The 13,561-nt window shown below is 71.1% G+C and carries 12 protein-coding genes and 1 tRNA gene; 5 read left to right on the top strand and 8 right to left on the bottom strand.

Features of this window, described 5'->3' with window-relative positions:
* Positions 1-50: 50 nt before the first annotated feature.
* Positions 51-1,121 carry a lysylphosphatidylglycerol synthase transmembrane domain-containing protein gene (locus tag ACMGFH_RS21300; protein ID WP_415380625.1) on the bottom strand — a complete coding sequence of 357 codons (1,071 nt, stop codon included), beginning with the start codon at positions 1,119-1,121 and terminating at the stop codon, positions 51-53.
* A 133-nt stretch (positions 1,122-1,254) separates the two neighbouring features.
* Between ACMGFH_RS21300 and ACMGFH_RS21295 the strand changes: the two genes are divergently transcribed.
* The 3 genes from ACMGFH_RS21295 (at position 1,255) to ACMGFH_RS21285 (ending at position 4,455) form a co-directional block, all read left to right on the top strand.
* The gene (locus ACMGFH_RS21295; protein ID WP_415380624.1) at positions 1,255-1,803 is read left to right on the top strand and encodes a GMP synthase subunit A; all 549 of its coding nucleotides are present in this window, start codon (positions 1,255-1,257) and stop codon (positions 1,801-1,803) included.
* A 138-nt stretch (positions 1,804-1,941) separates the two neighbouring features.
* Positions 1,942-3,870 carry a DUF2070 family protein gene (locus tag ACMGFH_RS21290; RefSeq protein ID WP_415380623.1) on the top strand — a complete coding sequence of 643 codons (1,929 nt, stop codon included), beginning with the start codon at positions 1,942-1,944 and terminating at the stop codon, positions 3,868-3,870.
* 63 nt (positions 3,871-3,933) lie between these two features.
* Positions 3,934-4,455, top strand: a complete 522-nt coding sequence (locus ACMGFH_RS21285) for a hypothetical protein (RefSeq protein ID WP_415380622.1) — start codon at positions 3,934-3,936, stop codon at positions 4,453-4,455.
* A gap of 31 nt (positions 4,456-4,486) precedes the next feature.
* On the opposite strand, the gene ACMGFH_RS21280 is transcribed toward ACMGFH_RS21285, so the two are convergent.
* Positions 4,487-6,046, bottom strand: a complete 1,560-nt coding sequence (locus ACMGFH_RS21280) for a M48 family metallopeptidase (protein WP_415380621.1) — start codon at positions 6,044-6,046, stop codon at positions 4,487-4,489.
* A gap of 289 nt (positions 6,047-6,335) precedes the next feature.
* Positions 6,336-6,420, bottom strand: a tRNA-Ser gene (locus tag ACMGFH_RS21275).
* Positions 6,421-6,590: 170 nt separating this feature from the next.
* On the opposite strand from ACMGFH_RS21275, the gene ACMGFH_RS21270 reads away from it, so the two are divergent.
* Positions 6,591-7,538 carry an AAA family ATPase gene (locus tag ACMGFH_RS21270; RefSeq protein WP_415380619.1) on the top strand — a complete coding sequence of 316 codons (948 nt, stop codon included), beginning with the start codon at positions 6,591-6,593 and terminating at the stop codon, positions 7,536-7,538.
* Positions 7,539-7,544: 6 nt separating this feature from the next.
* On the opposite strand, the gene ACMGFH_RS21265 is transcribed toward ACMGFH_RS21270, so the two are convergent.
* Both ACMGFH_RS21265 and ACMGFH_RS21260 read right to left on the bottom strand, forming a co-directional pair.
* Complete coding sequence (locus tag ACMGFH_RS21265; RefSeq protein WP_415380617.1) at positions 7,545-7,901, bottom strand: hypothetical protein; 357 nt, start codon at positions 7,899-7,901, stop codon at positions 7,545-7,547.
* A 188-nt stretch (positions 7,902-8,089) separates the two neighbouring features.
* Positions 8,090-8,389 carry a hypothetical protein gene (locus ACMGFH_RS21260; RefSeq protein ID WP_415380616.1) on the bottom strand — a complete coding sequence of 100 codons (300 nt, stop codon included), beginning with the start codon at positions 8,387-8,389 and terminating at the stop codon, positions 8,090-8,092.
* A gap of 116 nt (positions 8,390-8,505) precedes the next feature.
* Here ACMGFH_RS21260 and ACMGFH_RS21255 point away from each other — a divergent pair, with 116 nt between their 5' ends.
* Complete coding sequence (locus ACMGFH_RS21255; RefSeq protein ID WP_415380615.1) at positions 8,506-9,822, top strand: BNR-4 repeat-containing protein; 1,317 nt, start codon at positions 8,506-8,508, stop codon at positions 9,820-9,822.
* 46 nt (positions 9,823-9,868) lie between these two features.
* Here ACMGFH_RS21255 and ACMGFH_RS21250 read toward each other — a convergent pair whose 3' ends face one another.
* From ACMGFH_RS21250 to ACMGFH_RS21240, 3 genes are read right to left on the bottom strand one after another with little or no spacing between them, the layout of a single operon-like run.
* Positions 9,869-10,360, bottom strand: a complete 492-nt coding sequence (locus tag ACMGFH_RS21250; protein ID WP_415380614.1) for a hypothetical protein — start codon at positions 10,358-10,360, stop codon at positions 9,869-9,871.
* Entirely contained in the window at positions 10,357-12,486 is a 2,130-nt protein-coding gene (locus ACMGFH_RS21245) for a DUF58 domain-containing protein (protein WP_415380612.1), read from the bottom strand. Before ACMGFH_RS21245 ends, ACMGFH_RS21250 begins: the two co-directional genes overlap by 4 nt.
* Positions 12,483-13,532, bottom strand: a complete 1,050-nt coding sequence (locus tag ACMGFH_RS21240; protein WP_415380611.1) for a DUF4129 domain-containing protein — start codon at positions 13,530-13,532, stop codon at positions 12,483-12,485. The genes ACMGFH_RS21245 and ACMGFH_RS21240 overlap by 4 nt, the downstream gene beginning before the upstream one ends.
* Positions 13,533-13,561 lie beyond the last annotated feature (29 nt).

Below are 13,561 nucleotides of genomic sequence, written 5' to 3'. Positions count from 1 at the left end.
AAAAATCGTCCGGCGTGACGGGGACCGGACCTCCGCGGGGCGCGCGAGAGTTACTTCCCCTCAGCGGGGTCGTCGGTCGGGTCGAGCGGGCTCGGCGGGTCGGCCAACCGCACCGCGACCGTCGTCGAGGCGAGCGCGCCCAGCAGGACGACGAACCAGTAGTTCGACAGCCGGTAGAGGAAGACACCGGCCGTCGCCGCCGGGAGGTCGATGCCGACGAGCGCGACGACGACGGCCGCCAGCGCCACCTCGAATCCGCCGAGCCCGCCCGGCAGCGGGACGACGTTGACCAGGCTCAACACCGGGACGACGACCGCGACGAGCGCGTAGGGCACCGGCTCGCCGATGGCGAGGAAACTCGTGTACATCGGCAGGAGGAACAGCGCCCAACCCGCGAGCGAGAAGGCGGCCGCGCGCCGCACCTGTTCGCGGTCGGCGAGCGCCCGGTCGAACGCGGTGTAGTACGTCTCGAAGGTCGCCCGCACGCGATCGGCGGCCAGCGCCGCTCGCGCCCGCGCGGAGAGGCGACCGACCGTCGCGCGGCCCGCGGCCGCCAACCGGAGGACCAGCCGTTCGACGAGCGCGCGGCGGTAGTAGACCAGGACCCCCAGTGACAGGAGAGCGGTGACGGCGACCGCCAGTCCGACGACGAGCGCGACGAAGACCGGACCGCCGGTGGCCGTGCTCGTCGCGACGAGCACGCCCAGCCCTGCCGTGGCGAGCGCGACCGAGGCGCCGATGTTGACGAACTCGACGACGGTCGCCGCGGCGAGCGCCTCCTCGTACGGGGCGTCCGTCTCGCGGGCGACCGCGTAGGAGACGAACACCGGGCCGCCGGAGTGGCCCATCGGGACGACCTGTTTGAGGAACTCGCCGCTCATGAACGCCGCCCGGTAGCGCGGCCCGCGCGCGTCCGACCCGACGCTCACCAGCAACCGTCGGAGCGCTTCGCTCCAGCAGTAGAAAGCACCGACCACCGCGAGGAAGCCGACGGCGAGGACGGTCGGGTCGGCCCGCGAGAGCACCGCGAGGACGCTCGCCGGTCCGACGAACCAAACGAACCCGCCGACCGCGAGGAGGGCGAACGCGAATCCGATGACGACACGGAGGACTCGTCGCATCTACCGACCGGACGCGGGCCTGCGGGATAAACGCCCCGAGGCGACCGCTCGACCGTGCGCGGCCGCGATCCGCGGCCGGCGAGGCCTGCGCGTTCCGGACCCCTTTTACCGTCCGGCGAGTTACGGAGCGGTAATGACCCGAATCGACGTCGTCGACAACCACGGCCAGTTCACCCACCTGGAGCAACGGGCGCTCCGGGACATGGGCGTGGACGTGGAGCTCGTCGACAACGACACGCCTCCCGAGGATATCGACGCCGACGGCCTCGTCCTCTCGGGCGGCCCCTCGATGGACCGTATCGGCAACTCCCCCGACTACCTCGACCTGGACGTCCCCGTGCTGGGCATCTGCCTCGGCCATCAGATCATCGCCCGCGAACTCGGCGGCGAGGTCGGCGAGGGCGACTACGGCGGCTACGCGGACGTGACCGTCACCGTGCTCGACGACGAGGACCCGCTGATCGGCTCGCTCGCCCCGGAGACGCGCGTCTGGGCCAGCCACGCCGACGAGGTCAAGCGCGTCCCCGACGGGTTCGAGCGGACCGCCGAGAGCGATATCTGCGGCGTCGAGGCGATGAGCGACACCGATCGCGACCTCTACGGCGTCCAGTGGCACCCCGAGGTGGCCCACACCGAGCGCGGCGAAGAGGTCTTCGAGAACTTCCTCACCATCTGCGAGTGACCGCCGGCCGGGGGGCCGAAATACCGCTCTCCTCGACGGCGGCCCGGGTTCTGAGCGCCCGAATCGGCCGCTGACGGGCGTCTGACGGAACTCCCACGTTTAAAGTGATCGTGCAGTCATTGGCGTACAACGATAGTCATGACGACCAACCAGGGCAATCTTGCGGGCCTCTCGCGGTTCGTCTTCCGGGCGCCCAGCTGGTACTCCAGCGTCGGGTTCGCCCTGCTCATCGCGGCCGCCGTCGGCGTCGCCGCGTTCGACTCCAGGTTCGTCTTCGAGGACGCCTGGGAGGGCCTGTTCTACATCGGCCTGCCCACGGTCGCGGCGAGCGTGTTCACACCGTACGTCGACCGTAAGCTCGGCGGCCAGATCACGCGCAACCAGGCGTCGCTGCTGGCGCTGGCGTGTGAACTCGTCACGATAGCGGTGGTAATGGTCGCCGCGGTGGTCGCCGTCCTGACACCGCTGGGCCAGGCGTTCGTCGTCGACACCCTGCTGGTCGCGCTGGCCTCTATCTTCGCCCTGCGGCTGTTCGTCATCATGGCCGTCTCGCGCCAGCGACTCCCCGTCGCGGCGGCGGCCGCGAGCATCCAGACCGGCTCGGCTGCGCTCTTGCTCTTCGTCTACAGCGGGACGATGCGGTATCTGGAGTGGGGCGGCCCGATCGCCCGCGCGTTCCTCTTCCGGGCCGACGAGGCGCCCGAGCGCATCGCGGAGATGCAGTACATCGACCCCGGGAAGTTCGCCATCCTCGCGGCGCTGTGTCTGATCTACGCCGTCGCCGTCTGGCTATTTTTAACGGTCATCGACCAGCCCTGGCAGCGCAGCCTCGGCGTGAGCGTCCTCGACTTCGTCCGCGGGTTCATCGGCCACGTCGCCGAGGGCAGCCACGAACTGGAGGCGTTCTTCGAGGACATCGGCGAAGACGCCCTCGTCCCCGTGAACGTCCTCTCGTTCCGCCGGCCCGAGGGCGGCGAGAAGGCGCGGTTCGTCCTCCCGATGCTCCACCCCGGTCCGATGGGCGAGATCGGCGGCGGCAACCTCCCGCGGCGCATCGCCGAACAGGCCGACGGCCTCGCCTTCCCGCCCCACGCCACCGCCGGCCACGACTTCAACCTCGTCACCGAGCGAGAGGTCGACACCGTCATCGACACCGCCGAGACCGCCTACCAGCGCATCGAGTACCACGCCACGGCCACGAAGTCCGTCCGCGTCACCGAGGGCGAAGCGACCCTGACCGGCCAGGCCTTCGGCGACAGCGCCTTCCTCGCCTCGACGTTCTCCCCGCAGTTCGCAGACGACGTCGAGTACGCCGTCGGCCTCTCGGCCGTCTCCGAAGCCCGCACCGGCGACCTCACCGACGTGATGCTCGCCGACGCCCACAACTGCAACAACGGCCTCGAAGGCGAGGACCTGGGCCACGTCGTCCCCGGGAGCAAGCGCTCGTTCGACATGATCCACGGGGCCAGCGAGGTCGGCCAGCGGCTCGCGGCAGCTAGCGACGGCCCGTTCGAACTCGGCGTCGCCTGGGACGAGACGCCCTGGGAGCCCGAAGAAGGGATCGGCCCGCTGGGCATCCGCGTCGCCGTGTTCGAGGTCCCCGGCTCCAACGGTGAGCCGGGGGCTCGTCAGACTGCGAAGCAGTCTGACGGTGCCGGCGGCCAGCAGACCGCCTACGTCTTCGTCGACGGCAACAACATGGTCCCGGGACTGCGCGAGCGGATCGTCTCCCGGATCGACGCCGTCGACCGACTCGAAGTGCTCACCACCGATACCCACGTGGTCAACACGATGGAGGCGGAGAATCAGGTCGGCGATGCCATCCCCGAGGCCGACCTCGTGGCGCTCATCGCCGACCTCGTCGACCGCGCGAAGGCGGACCTGGAACCCGTCGAGGCGGGCATGGAGAGCGAGCAGGCCCAGGTGACCGTCTTCGGCAACGACCGCACCGAGATGCTCGCCTCGACCGCCAACGCCGCCGTCTCCATGGGCGCGCCGCTCGCCGGCGCGATCATCACCGCCGCCCTCGCCGTCTCCGCGCTCATCTTCCTCGTCGCGAGCATCTGACGGTGCTCTCGCCGGGCGGCCTCCACCGAAACGACCAACAGCCGACCGGCCGTCTCCCATCGCGTGAGCCGTTCGCTGACCGACGTCGCCCCCGCAGCACTGGTCCCCGCCGCCTGGGCGGTCGTCCTGACTGCCGTCGTCGGTCTCGTCTCCCCTGACACCCTCTTCGTCGTCCTCGCCGTGATGGCCTCCCTGCTCGGCGCGTTCGCTTTCGGGACCCGTGACGAACTGGTCGGTCCGGTGCTCGGACTGTGGCGCTGGGTGCTGGTCCTCGGCTTCGTGATCACGCTCGTCGGCGCCGCCGATCTGGCGGTCACCCCGGCCGCGGACCCGACGCTCGCGGTCACGCTCTACGGCTGGGCAGCCCTCCCGGCGCTCGCGCTCGTGGCGACGGCCCAGTCGGTCGACACTCCCTACAGCACCGTCTACCTCGCCGGGTCCATGTGTTCGCTGGCCGGCGCGGCCACGCACGCGCTGGCCGGCTCGTCCGTCGACGCCGCCGTGGGCATCGCCGTCGTCGGCCTCGGCCAGACGGCCGCGACCGTCGCCGCGGTCGTCCAGAACGCCGACGCCAGCGGAAACTGAGCGCGGCGGCGAGACTCCACCGGCCGGCCGGTCAGGCCTGTTCTTCCTGGGCGGCCGCGCGTCGCAGCCGTTCGATCCGTCGCTCAGTCGGCGGGTGCGTCCCCAGCAGTCGGCGGAAGAGCAGTCGGCGCGTCCGGTCGAAAAAGCGGTGTTCCTCCCAGGGCGGCGGGACGATTGCGAACGCGTCGGCCGCTGAGGTGCGGGCGTCCTCGCTCGGGCGCCGGGAGACCCCCGCGTCGAGCCGTTCGAGCGCGCTCGCCAGCGCCGCGGGGTCGCCCGTGATCGCGGCCGCGCCGTCGTCGGCGGCGTACTCGCGAGCCCGGGCGACCGTGGCGGCACAGAACCGACCCGTCAGCGCGACCGCGCCGGCCAGCAGCGCGACGACCGGATTGATACCGTACCGGTCGAACAGCCGCTCGGCGTTCACGCGCGGGAACGAGAGCGCGGTGAGCACCGCCGCGTCGCGGTTGGCGACGTGCGCGAGTTCGTGGGCCACGACCGCGTCGAGTTCCCGGTCGTCGAGCGCCTCGACCAGCCCCGTCGAGAGGACGAGCGTCGAATCGCCCGGGCGATAGCCGACGGCCGCGGCGATCGACCTGATCGACGCCACGAGGCGAATCTCCGGCGCCGGCACCCCCACGTGCGCCGCGAGGCGCTCGACCCGCGTCTGCAGCGCCCGCCGCCGCTCCGGGTCCTCGACCGCCCGGAACTCCTCGTCGAACGCCCGGAGCGCCGCGCTGTCGGCGAGTTCCGAGCGAACCACCGCCGCGAGGTGACCGGTCGTCAGGAGGAGGCTGATCACCGCTGCGAGCGGCCGAACCAGCTCATCGGCGGGCCACCGGGTCGCCGCGACGTACACCGCCGCCAGCGCCCCGGCGGCGAGGACGACTGTCCCGAGGACGCCCACCAGCCCAGCGCGCGCGACGAACCCACCGAGAAGCGACCGCGCGTGCCCGCCGAGCAGTCTGACGGTGTCGAGCGGCGACCGATCGGGCCCGAATTCGTCGCCGTCCTCGTCCTCGTCGGCCACCCACGGCGGCGTGTCACTGTCGACCTGCCACGGGGGTTCGTCGCCCTCGGTCGCCCAGGGGGGATCGTCGTCGCTCTCGTCTTCGTCGGAATCGTCGTCTCCCTCGGACCGTTCGCGAGCGATCTGGAACAGCACGAACGGGTAGAAAGAGGCCACCAGCGTGATGAGCACCAGCGCGAACACCCATCCGGGCACCCCGATACGCTGGAGGACGAGGAACGTGACTCCGAGCGACGCGGCGATCGAGATCGCAAAGGCGTAGGCGAGCAGGTTTGGTGCGATCTCGATGCCGTCGTCGGTGGTCCCCGCCGCGTGGGACGCGAGCAAGACCACCCCCAGTGTAATGGCGTAGACGAGCACGCCCGCGACCAGCCCGAGCGCCGGGCTCCCGACGACGTGTTCGAGGACGCCGCTGGCCAGCAACAGGAACCAGTAGGAGACGAACCCGAACAGGAGCCCCTCGAAGGCGACGGGGACCGCCGCGACGACAGTGAGCGCCGCGCCGGCGAGTGCCATGCGAGCACGGAGGCCGAGACGGGAGCGCGCCGACGTGGAGGGCATCGTGCCGAGGATCGGTCAGCCGCCACTTCAGTCGTCGGGTTCGAGCGCGCCGGGAGTCGTCTCACTCAGATCACCAGCGCCGTGTCAACCCCGATTCGAGCGACACGCAACGCGGTCGCTCGCTGTCGTGAGTCGGTGAGAACGCCGAGGAGGAGATTTGAACCGGAGGAAGACGGTCGCGCTCACTCCGTTCGCGCGCTGCGACTTCCAGGGTTCGAATCTCGACGGTAGTCACACTGACTCGACGCGAGAGCCATACGACGCTCTCGCGAGCGTGAGTCAGTGAGAACGCCGAGGAGGAGATTTGAACTCCTGAGTCCTTGCGGAGACCTGCTCTCGAAGCAGGCGCCTTGGCCAGGCTAGGCTACCTCGGCTCGTCTACCAGTAGACGGAAGCCGACTTTATCGGTTACGGTTTGCGGGAGGGCGTGGGGACGAGTGGCGAGGGGTGCTCGATCGGAGCGAGCAGCGCCGAGTCACGACCGCGCGGCGCCGGTCGTCCCGGCAACCAAACACCTAAAGTGTCGGCAGACTCACCGGAATCCATGGACGTCACCGAAGCGAGCGCGGAGTGCGAGCGGGTCCTCGACGAGATCGGCTCGGCCGTCATCGCCGACCGCGAGTTCCTCGAAACCGTGTTGCTGGGCTTCGTCGGCCGCGGCCACGTCCTCATGGAGGACGTCCCCGGGACCGGCAAGACGCTCACCGCCCGGAGCATGGCGACCGCCCTCGGCCTCGATTTCTCCCGCGTACAGTTCACGCCCGACCTGCTGCCCGCCGACATCACCGGCACGCACGTCTTCAACGAACGCGAGCGCGAGTTCGAGTTCAACGAAGGCCCGCTGTTCGCCAACGTCGTGCTCGCCGACGAGATCAACCGCGCGCCGCCGAAGACCCAGTCGGCCCTGCTGGAAGCCATGGAGGAAGAGCAGGTCACCGTCGACGGCGACACCTACGACCTGCCCTCGCCCTTCTTCGTCCTCGCGACGCAGAACCCCGTCGAGATGGAGGGGACGTTCGAACTCCCCGAGGCGCAGGTCGACCGCTTCCTCGTCAAGACCTCCATCGGCTACCCCGACGAGGGCGGCGAGGAGGAACTGCTCCACCGCCGCCTCGCGCGCGACGAGCAGAGCCCATCGGTCTCGCCAGTCCTCGATCAGGACCTGGTCACGAGCCTGCGCGCGTCGCCCGAGACCGTCCGCGTCGACGACGACCTCGTGACGTACGTCGCGGCCATCGCCCGCGCCACGCGCCAGGACCGGCGCGTCGCCGTCGGCGTCTCCCCGCGCGGGACCCAGCGCCTGCTGGAGGCGACCCGCGCCCGCGCCGCGATGGTCGGCCGCGAGTACGTCACCCCCGACGACGTGAAGCGGGTCGCCCAGCCGGTGCTGGCCCACCGCGTCGTCCTCACGCCGGACGCCCGCGTCGACGAGGTCCAGAAGTCGACCGTCGTCGAGGCGGTCCTCGACGAAGTGCCCGTTCCGACCGTCTGAGGCCGGTCACTCGGAGCCGCGGTCCTCTATCTGCTGTTCGTTGTCGTCGGCCATCTCCTCCGAGTCGACATCGTCCCCGTCGGAACCGCCGCGGTCGGAGTAGTGCTGGCGGCCCACCGACTCGGCGGGCATCATGTTGAGCATCCCCTGGCGGATCTCCTCATCGGACTCGAAGGTCTGGTCGCCCATCCCCTCGAAGAGGTCGCGGATCGAGATCGGGTCGGCGCTGGTGCGCTCGATCTCCTCGTCGCCGTAGCGATCGACGAGTTCCTCGGCCGAGATCGGATAGGAGACCTCGTCGAACACCGACTCGATAGACCCGAACTCGACGCCCATCTCGTGGTCGTTCTCGTCTTCGCTCATGGCAGTGCTGGGGTCGGCCGGTGCAACTTCCTTGACCTTGCATTTCCCGGGCCGAGGAAGGCGGTCGAGCCGTCCGTCGGGACTCGTCCTCGAGGGCGGACCGACGGCCCGCGGGAGCGAACGGTCTGTAGGAGTCGGGTCAGGTCGAGTCAGGCCAGGTCGAGCCGGCGTCGACGTTTCGGAGCCGGTTACGGTCCGGTACCGGAGTCGCTCGGCGTGTCCCCCAGGAGTTCCTCGGCCTGTTCCCGGAGCGAGTCGGGGATCTCGCCGCTCTCGTGGAGGGTCTCCAGCGTCGCTTTACACTGCGGGTGGGCCAGCTTCGTCATCGCGAGTTCGCGGTACTGGCTCTCGACGTCGTCCGCGCGGACGACCTCCGCGAGCGCGTCGCAGTCGTTCGCGGCTTCGAGGCCGTCGATCGCCTGCTCCCGGGACGCCGATTCGCGGGCGTCGTCAAGCGCGATCTCGAGGTTCTCCTCGGGTGTGCTCATCCGTCGATGGTTCGCCAGCCAGTCCCAAAGGCGGTCGGCTTTCAGTAGCGCCCCGCCGGCGCCCGGTTCCGCGACCAAAACTGTATTGCTGGATGGCCGACAATCCGGGACAACCGATGGCCCCGAGCCGACCGGATCTCACAGGCGGATGGTGCTGGTTTCAGGAACCGAGAGTCGTCACGACGCCGACGGCCACGTTCGTCGGCTGGACCGAGTACGACGACCAGGGGACGGTCGGCGTCGCCCGGTTCGACCACGACGACATGACTTTCGAGGTCAACCGCGAGGTCGGCGCCACGCCCGACCTGGCGCCCGACGACCACAACTCCCCGGCGATCTACGTCCGACGTGACGGACGGATCGTCGTGTACTACACGGCGCACAACCGACCCGACGGCAACCGCTATCGCGTCTCCGCGGAACCGGACAGCATCGACAGCTTCGGCGAGGAGCGGTCGATCCCCGACCACAACCAGTCGACGTACCCGATGCCGTTCCGGCTGGCCGAACCGGAGGAGCAGTTCTACTTCTACCGGGACGGGCCCGACGACGGGAGCCCGAGCACGTTCTACTTCTACCGCTCGTCCGACGACGGCGAGACGTGGTCCGAGCGCGAGCGCCTGTTCCAGATCGAGGGCGACGACTACTCGGGGTACATCAAGGTCGCCGCGAGCGACGAGCGGCTGGACATCTGTTACTCCCGGCACCCCCGACCGGCCCCGCTCGGGAAGTGCGACGTGCGCCACTTCTACTACGACGGCGCCGACGACCAGTTCAAGGACAGCCACGGGACGCCGATCGAGACGCCGATCCGCGAGGAGGAGATGACGAAGCTGTTCGACGCGGAGGACCGGGGCGAGCGCGGCTGGATCTGGGACGTGATGACCGACGGCGAGGAACCCGCCATCGTCTTCTCGTCGTTCACCGACGGCGACGAGGCCGACCAGCGCTACTACTACGCGAAGTTCGCCGACTCGTCGTGGACGGTCAGCGAAGTCGTCGAGACCGACCACGTCTACGCGACGAACACCGACACGGCGGTGAACGAGCAGGAGTACGCGCCGGGCATCTCCCTCGGGCACCTCCAGGGCGACGACGTGCTGTACCTCTCGCGCGGGCCGAAGTCGCGGGAGGACAAGCAGCAGGGCCTCGACGTCGAGCGGTGGCGCGTCGGCGACGACTTCGAGACCTTCGAGCGCGACCGCGTGGTCGAGCGCGGGACGGAGAGCAACCAGTTCCGGCCGGTGGCGCCGCGTTCCGTCGGCACCGAGGAACACGACTCGCCGGTCCGTACCGTGTGGATGTCCGGGCAGTCGCGCGCGCCGTACAACTACCACGACAACGAGGAGACGCTCCAGTTGAAGGCCGAGATCGAAACGGCGAGCGGGCTGGAGACGGTGCGGATGGACGAGTGGGAGAGCTACGAGGGGTAATCCGAATCCGAACCCCCGCAGAGCGACCGCCCCGGGGGTGGCGCTTCTACGGTTCCAGCGCGTAGAGCAGCAGCGCGCTCCCGACCAGCAGGAAGACGAGGACGCTCGTCGGCAGCGAGGCGGAGGCGAACAGGTAGACGACGAGCGCGAGCGTGCCGGCCGAGAGCGTCGTGATCGTCGCTCCGCCCATGTGGACGAGCACCGCGCGGCGGACCGGGGCGTCCCGGCCGAGGTGGTCGGCCAGGCCGACGACCTGCTGGGCGGTCGTCCACATCACCACGGTCGCGGCGGTGACGAGCAGCAGGATAGCAGGCGGCGCGCCCTGGGCCCCGGCGTACAGCAGCGCGCCGAACACGAGGCCGCTCCCGAGCGTGACGCCCCGTCGGGAGGCACGGTCCGTCGCGATCCCGACGACCGCGAGGCCCGCGAGCGCCGCTGCGGCCGCGACGAAGTTGATCGCCAGGCCGAGCACCGCGACGACGCCCGGCACGACGGCGATCCAGACGGAGTCACGCGCGGGGCGGCGGACGACGCTCACGCCGACCACCTCCGGTGGGCCGCGTCGAGCGCGGTCTCCAGCGGCCGGTCGGTGTCCCAGTCGACGACGCGGACGCCCGAGCGGCGCAGCCGGGAGATTCGCATCGCGCGCTCGACGGCGGCGAGGCGCTGGCCCGTCGTGGCGCGGGCGGTCACGTCCGGGCTGACGACGGTGACCGGGAACCCGCGGGCGTGGAGCTGGCGGGCGATGACGACCGCTTCGTCGTCGCACAGCGGCGAGCACAGCAGTAGTTGCGCGTCGCTGGGGAGTTCGCGGCGGAGCCGGCGTTCCTCGATCTCGCCGTAGAAGTCGCCGTCGGGCGGTCGGCCGTCGAACGCCGCGTGCGTCTCCAGCAGTCGGCGGGCGCGAGCGCTCTGGCCGGCGCCGCCGCGGGGTTCGAGCCAGCACCACTCGGGAGAGAGCGCGGCGAGCCCGACGGAGTCGCCGGCGCCGATAAGCGACGAGACGACCACGTCGGCGGCGGCGACGGAGTGTTCGACCGCGGACGGCGCGTCGACGCGTGGGGCGGCGTAGGCCTGCTTCCGGGCGTCGACGAGGAGGACGACCGTCGCGGCGTGCTCCTCGCGGAACAGGAGGGTGGCGAACTCGCCGGTGGCGGCGACGCGGTTCCAGTCGATGCGGCTCATCGGGTCGCCGCGCTGGTACTCGCGGACGGAGTGGAGTTCGACGCCGCTCCCGCCGGTGTCGGTCACGACCCGACCGACCCGCTGGGCGGTGTGGGGGTGGACCGGGATCGACTCGTCGGCGGCGAGTTCGAGGTCCGCCGCGAGGACGGCGCCCGACTCGGCGGCGACGTGGCGCTCGCGTTCGAGCGCGCCGCTGAAGTCGCGGACGACGACGTGGACCGGGTCGAAGGCGTGCTCGCCGCGGACCGCCTCGACCGTGTACGAGAAGGAGACCGTCTCCTCCGGCCGGAGCGCGGTCGCGAAGCGCGGCGAGCCCTCGACGACTCGGATCGCCGGCGGGACGCCGTCGACGACCCGGAGGTCGGGCACGAGCGAGTCGCCGGTGTTGGTGACCCTGACCCTGACCGTCACCTCTTCGCCGGGCGTGGGCTCGGCCGGCGCGAACTCGCGCTCGACGGACAGCGAGACCGAGGGGGGCGAGGAGAGGTAGACGTAGCCGGCCGCGCCGGCGACGACGGCCGTGGCGACGACGAGCCCGGGCGGGACGTCGGCCTGGCTCGCCCAGAGGCCGACGCCGATGGTGAGCAGTCCCAGGCCGGTCAGTCCGGCCCAGCGGTCGGTCCGCCGGTCGACCTGCTGGCGCGTGGGCGCGACCGTCCGCCGGACCTCCGGGCGGTCGCGTTCCGCGTCGGCGCTGTCGTCGCCGTCGTCGCCCGACTCATCGTCGCCCGTGCCATCGTCGCTCCCGTCGTCGACTGCCTCGGGAGTCATGTCCGCGGCGGAGAGACCGGGCGCGAGTTCGACGAGTTCGGCGATGACGCGGTCCGCGTGGACGGCGAGTTTCGACCCGCGGCCGACGAGCGTGCGGACCTGGTCGCTGGTCGAGGAGACGCGCGACTCGCCGGTGAGAAAGCGGGCGGCGACGGCGTCGTCGGTCCAGGACCCGTCGTCGATGCGCTCGCGGGCCTCGGCCTCGGTGATCCGCTCGGCCTGGGCGTAGATCGAGACCGCGGCGTCGCGCAGGCGTTCGACGACGCGCTGGCGCGCGGAGAGCCGCTGCCCGCCCATCCCGTGGACGGCGTCGTGGAGCAGCGAGTCGAACTCGGTCCCGGGGACGGTCACCGACTGGCGATACTCGACGTCGGCGGTCGCGGCGGTCGACAGCGTGGCGAACGCCCGCCGTACCACGATGATCGCGCCCAGTGCGAGCGTCAGCCCGGCGACGAGCGTCACCAGCGTCGCGTCGAACGGGAGTTCCGGCACGGCGTCGACGCCGACGACCGCTGCGAGTCCCAGGACCACCGCGGCCAGGCCCAGCGCCGCCCGGATCGGGTGGTCGCGGATCGACGGCGCCTGCAGATCGACGTCGCCGGAGACCGCCGCGTCGACGACGTCCATCGCCGCGCCCGTCGCGTCGCCGCGCTGGAGCCGCTGGTCGGTCGCGGTCCCCGGATCCGGATCCACGTCGTCGGGGCTCACGAGCCGTCACCCCCGTTCTCCTCCTGGCCCTCGTCCTCGTGGTCGGTCCCAGCGGATAGGGGCCCGTCCGCGTCGGCCCCGTCGACCCCATCGACCGGGTCGCTCGCACCGGTCGACTCCGTTTCGGCGGAGTCGGTCGCGGCCGTCGCGTCGACCCCGTCGTAGTGGTCCTCGATGGCCCGGAGCGTCTCGCTCGCCTGCCGCTCGTGGGCCTCGGTGACCGGCTCGTCGCCGTACCGGACGCGCTCGAAGAGGTCCGTCAGGTCGTCGACGCGCCCCTCGTCCATCCCGGCCGCGACGGCGGTGTCGGCGAACTCGCCCGGCGTGCTCGTCGCCGGGTCGGGGACCTGGAGGGCGGTCGTCATCTCCTCCCAGGCCGCGTAGACCGCGTTCGACGCGTCGCCCTCGTGGCCATCGATCCGGTCGGCCGCCCGGCCCGCCGCCTCGGCGACGGCCGGCGTCTCGTCCTGGTCGGGCTCGGCGGGCGGTTCGGGGTTGACCGACGCGTCGACGCTCGAACTCGCGTAGTAGACCAGCCCGACCGCCATCGCGAGCGCGAGGCCGATGACGCCGAAGGTGAACACCGAGGGCATGTCCCGGCGCTGCTCCTGGGAGGACTCGTCGGCGCTGCCCATCTCGCCGCCGCCCTGGAGCCCCTCGGAGGTGTTCTGCACCGCGCTCTGGACGGGCTGTAGGGCGTCCACGCCGGAGACGAAGTAGATGAACGCGAACAGCGCGACGAAGAAGCCGATGCCGAGGAGCGCGCCGAGCAGGCGCGACCGGCCGAGGAGCAGCACCGCCGGGAGCGCGAGGACGACGAACGCCGCGATCAGGATCTCGACCCAGCCGCCGCTCAGTCCGAGCGACTCGCTACCCGTCTCGTTGCTCGCCGGTGGCTGACCCTGCGGCTGGTCGCTCGACCCCGGCCCGGACCCCTCGCCCGGTCCCCGCTCGACGCCGTCCGTCGCCGCGAGCGTGGAGGCCGCCAGCGCGAGCGCGACCACGCAGAGGACCACCGCCACCGCCGCCAGCGCTCTGTCTGCCATGGACTGAACAGTCAGTCAGGGCGAACTTA

The organism is Halosimplex rarum (genome assembly GCF_047715405.1).
GTDB classification, from domain to species: Archaea; Halobacteriota; Halobacteria; order Halobacteriales; family Haloarculaceae; genus Halosimplex; species Halosimplex rarum.
Note: the sequence above shows the minus strand (reverse complement) of the source record. Positions and strands in the feature narration are given on the sequence as shown.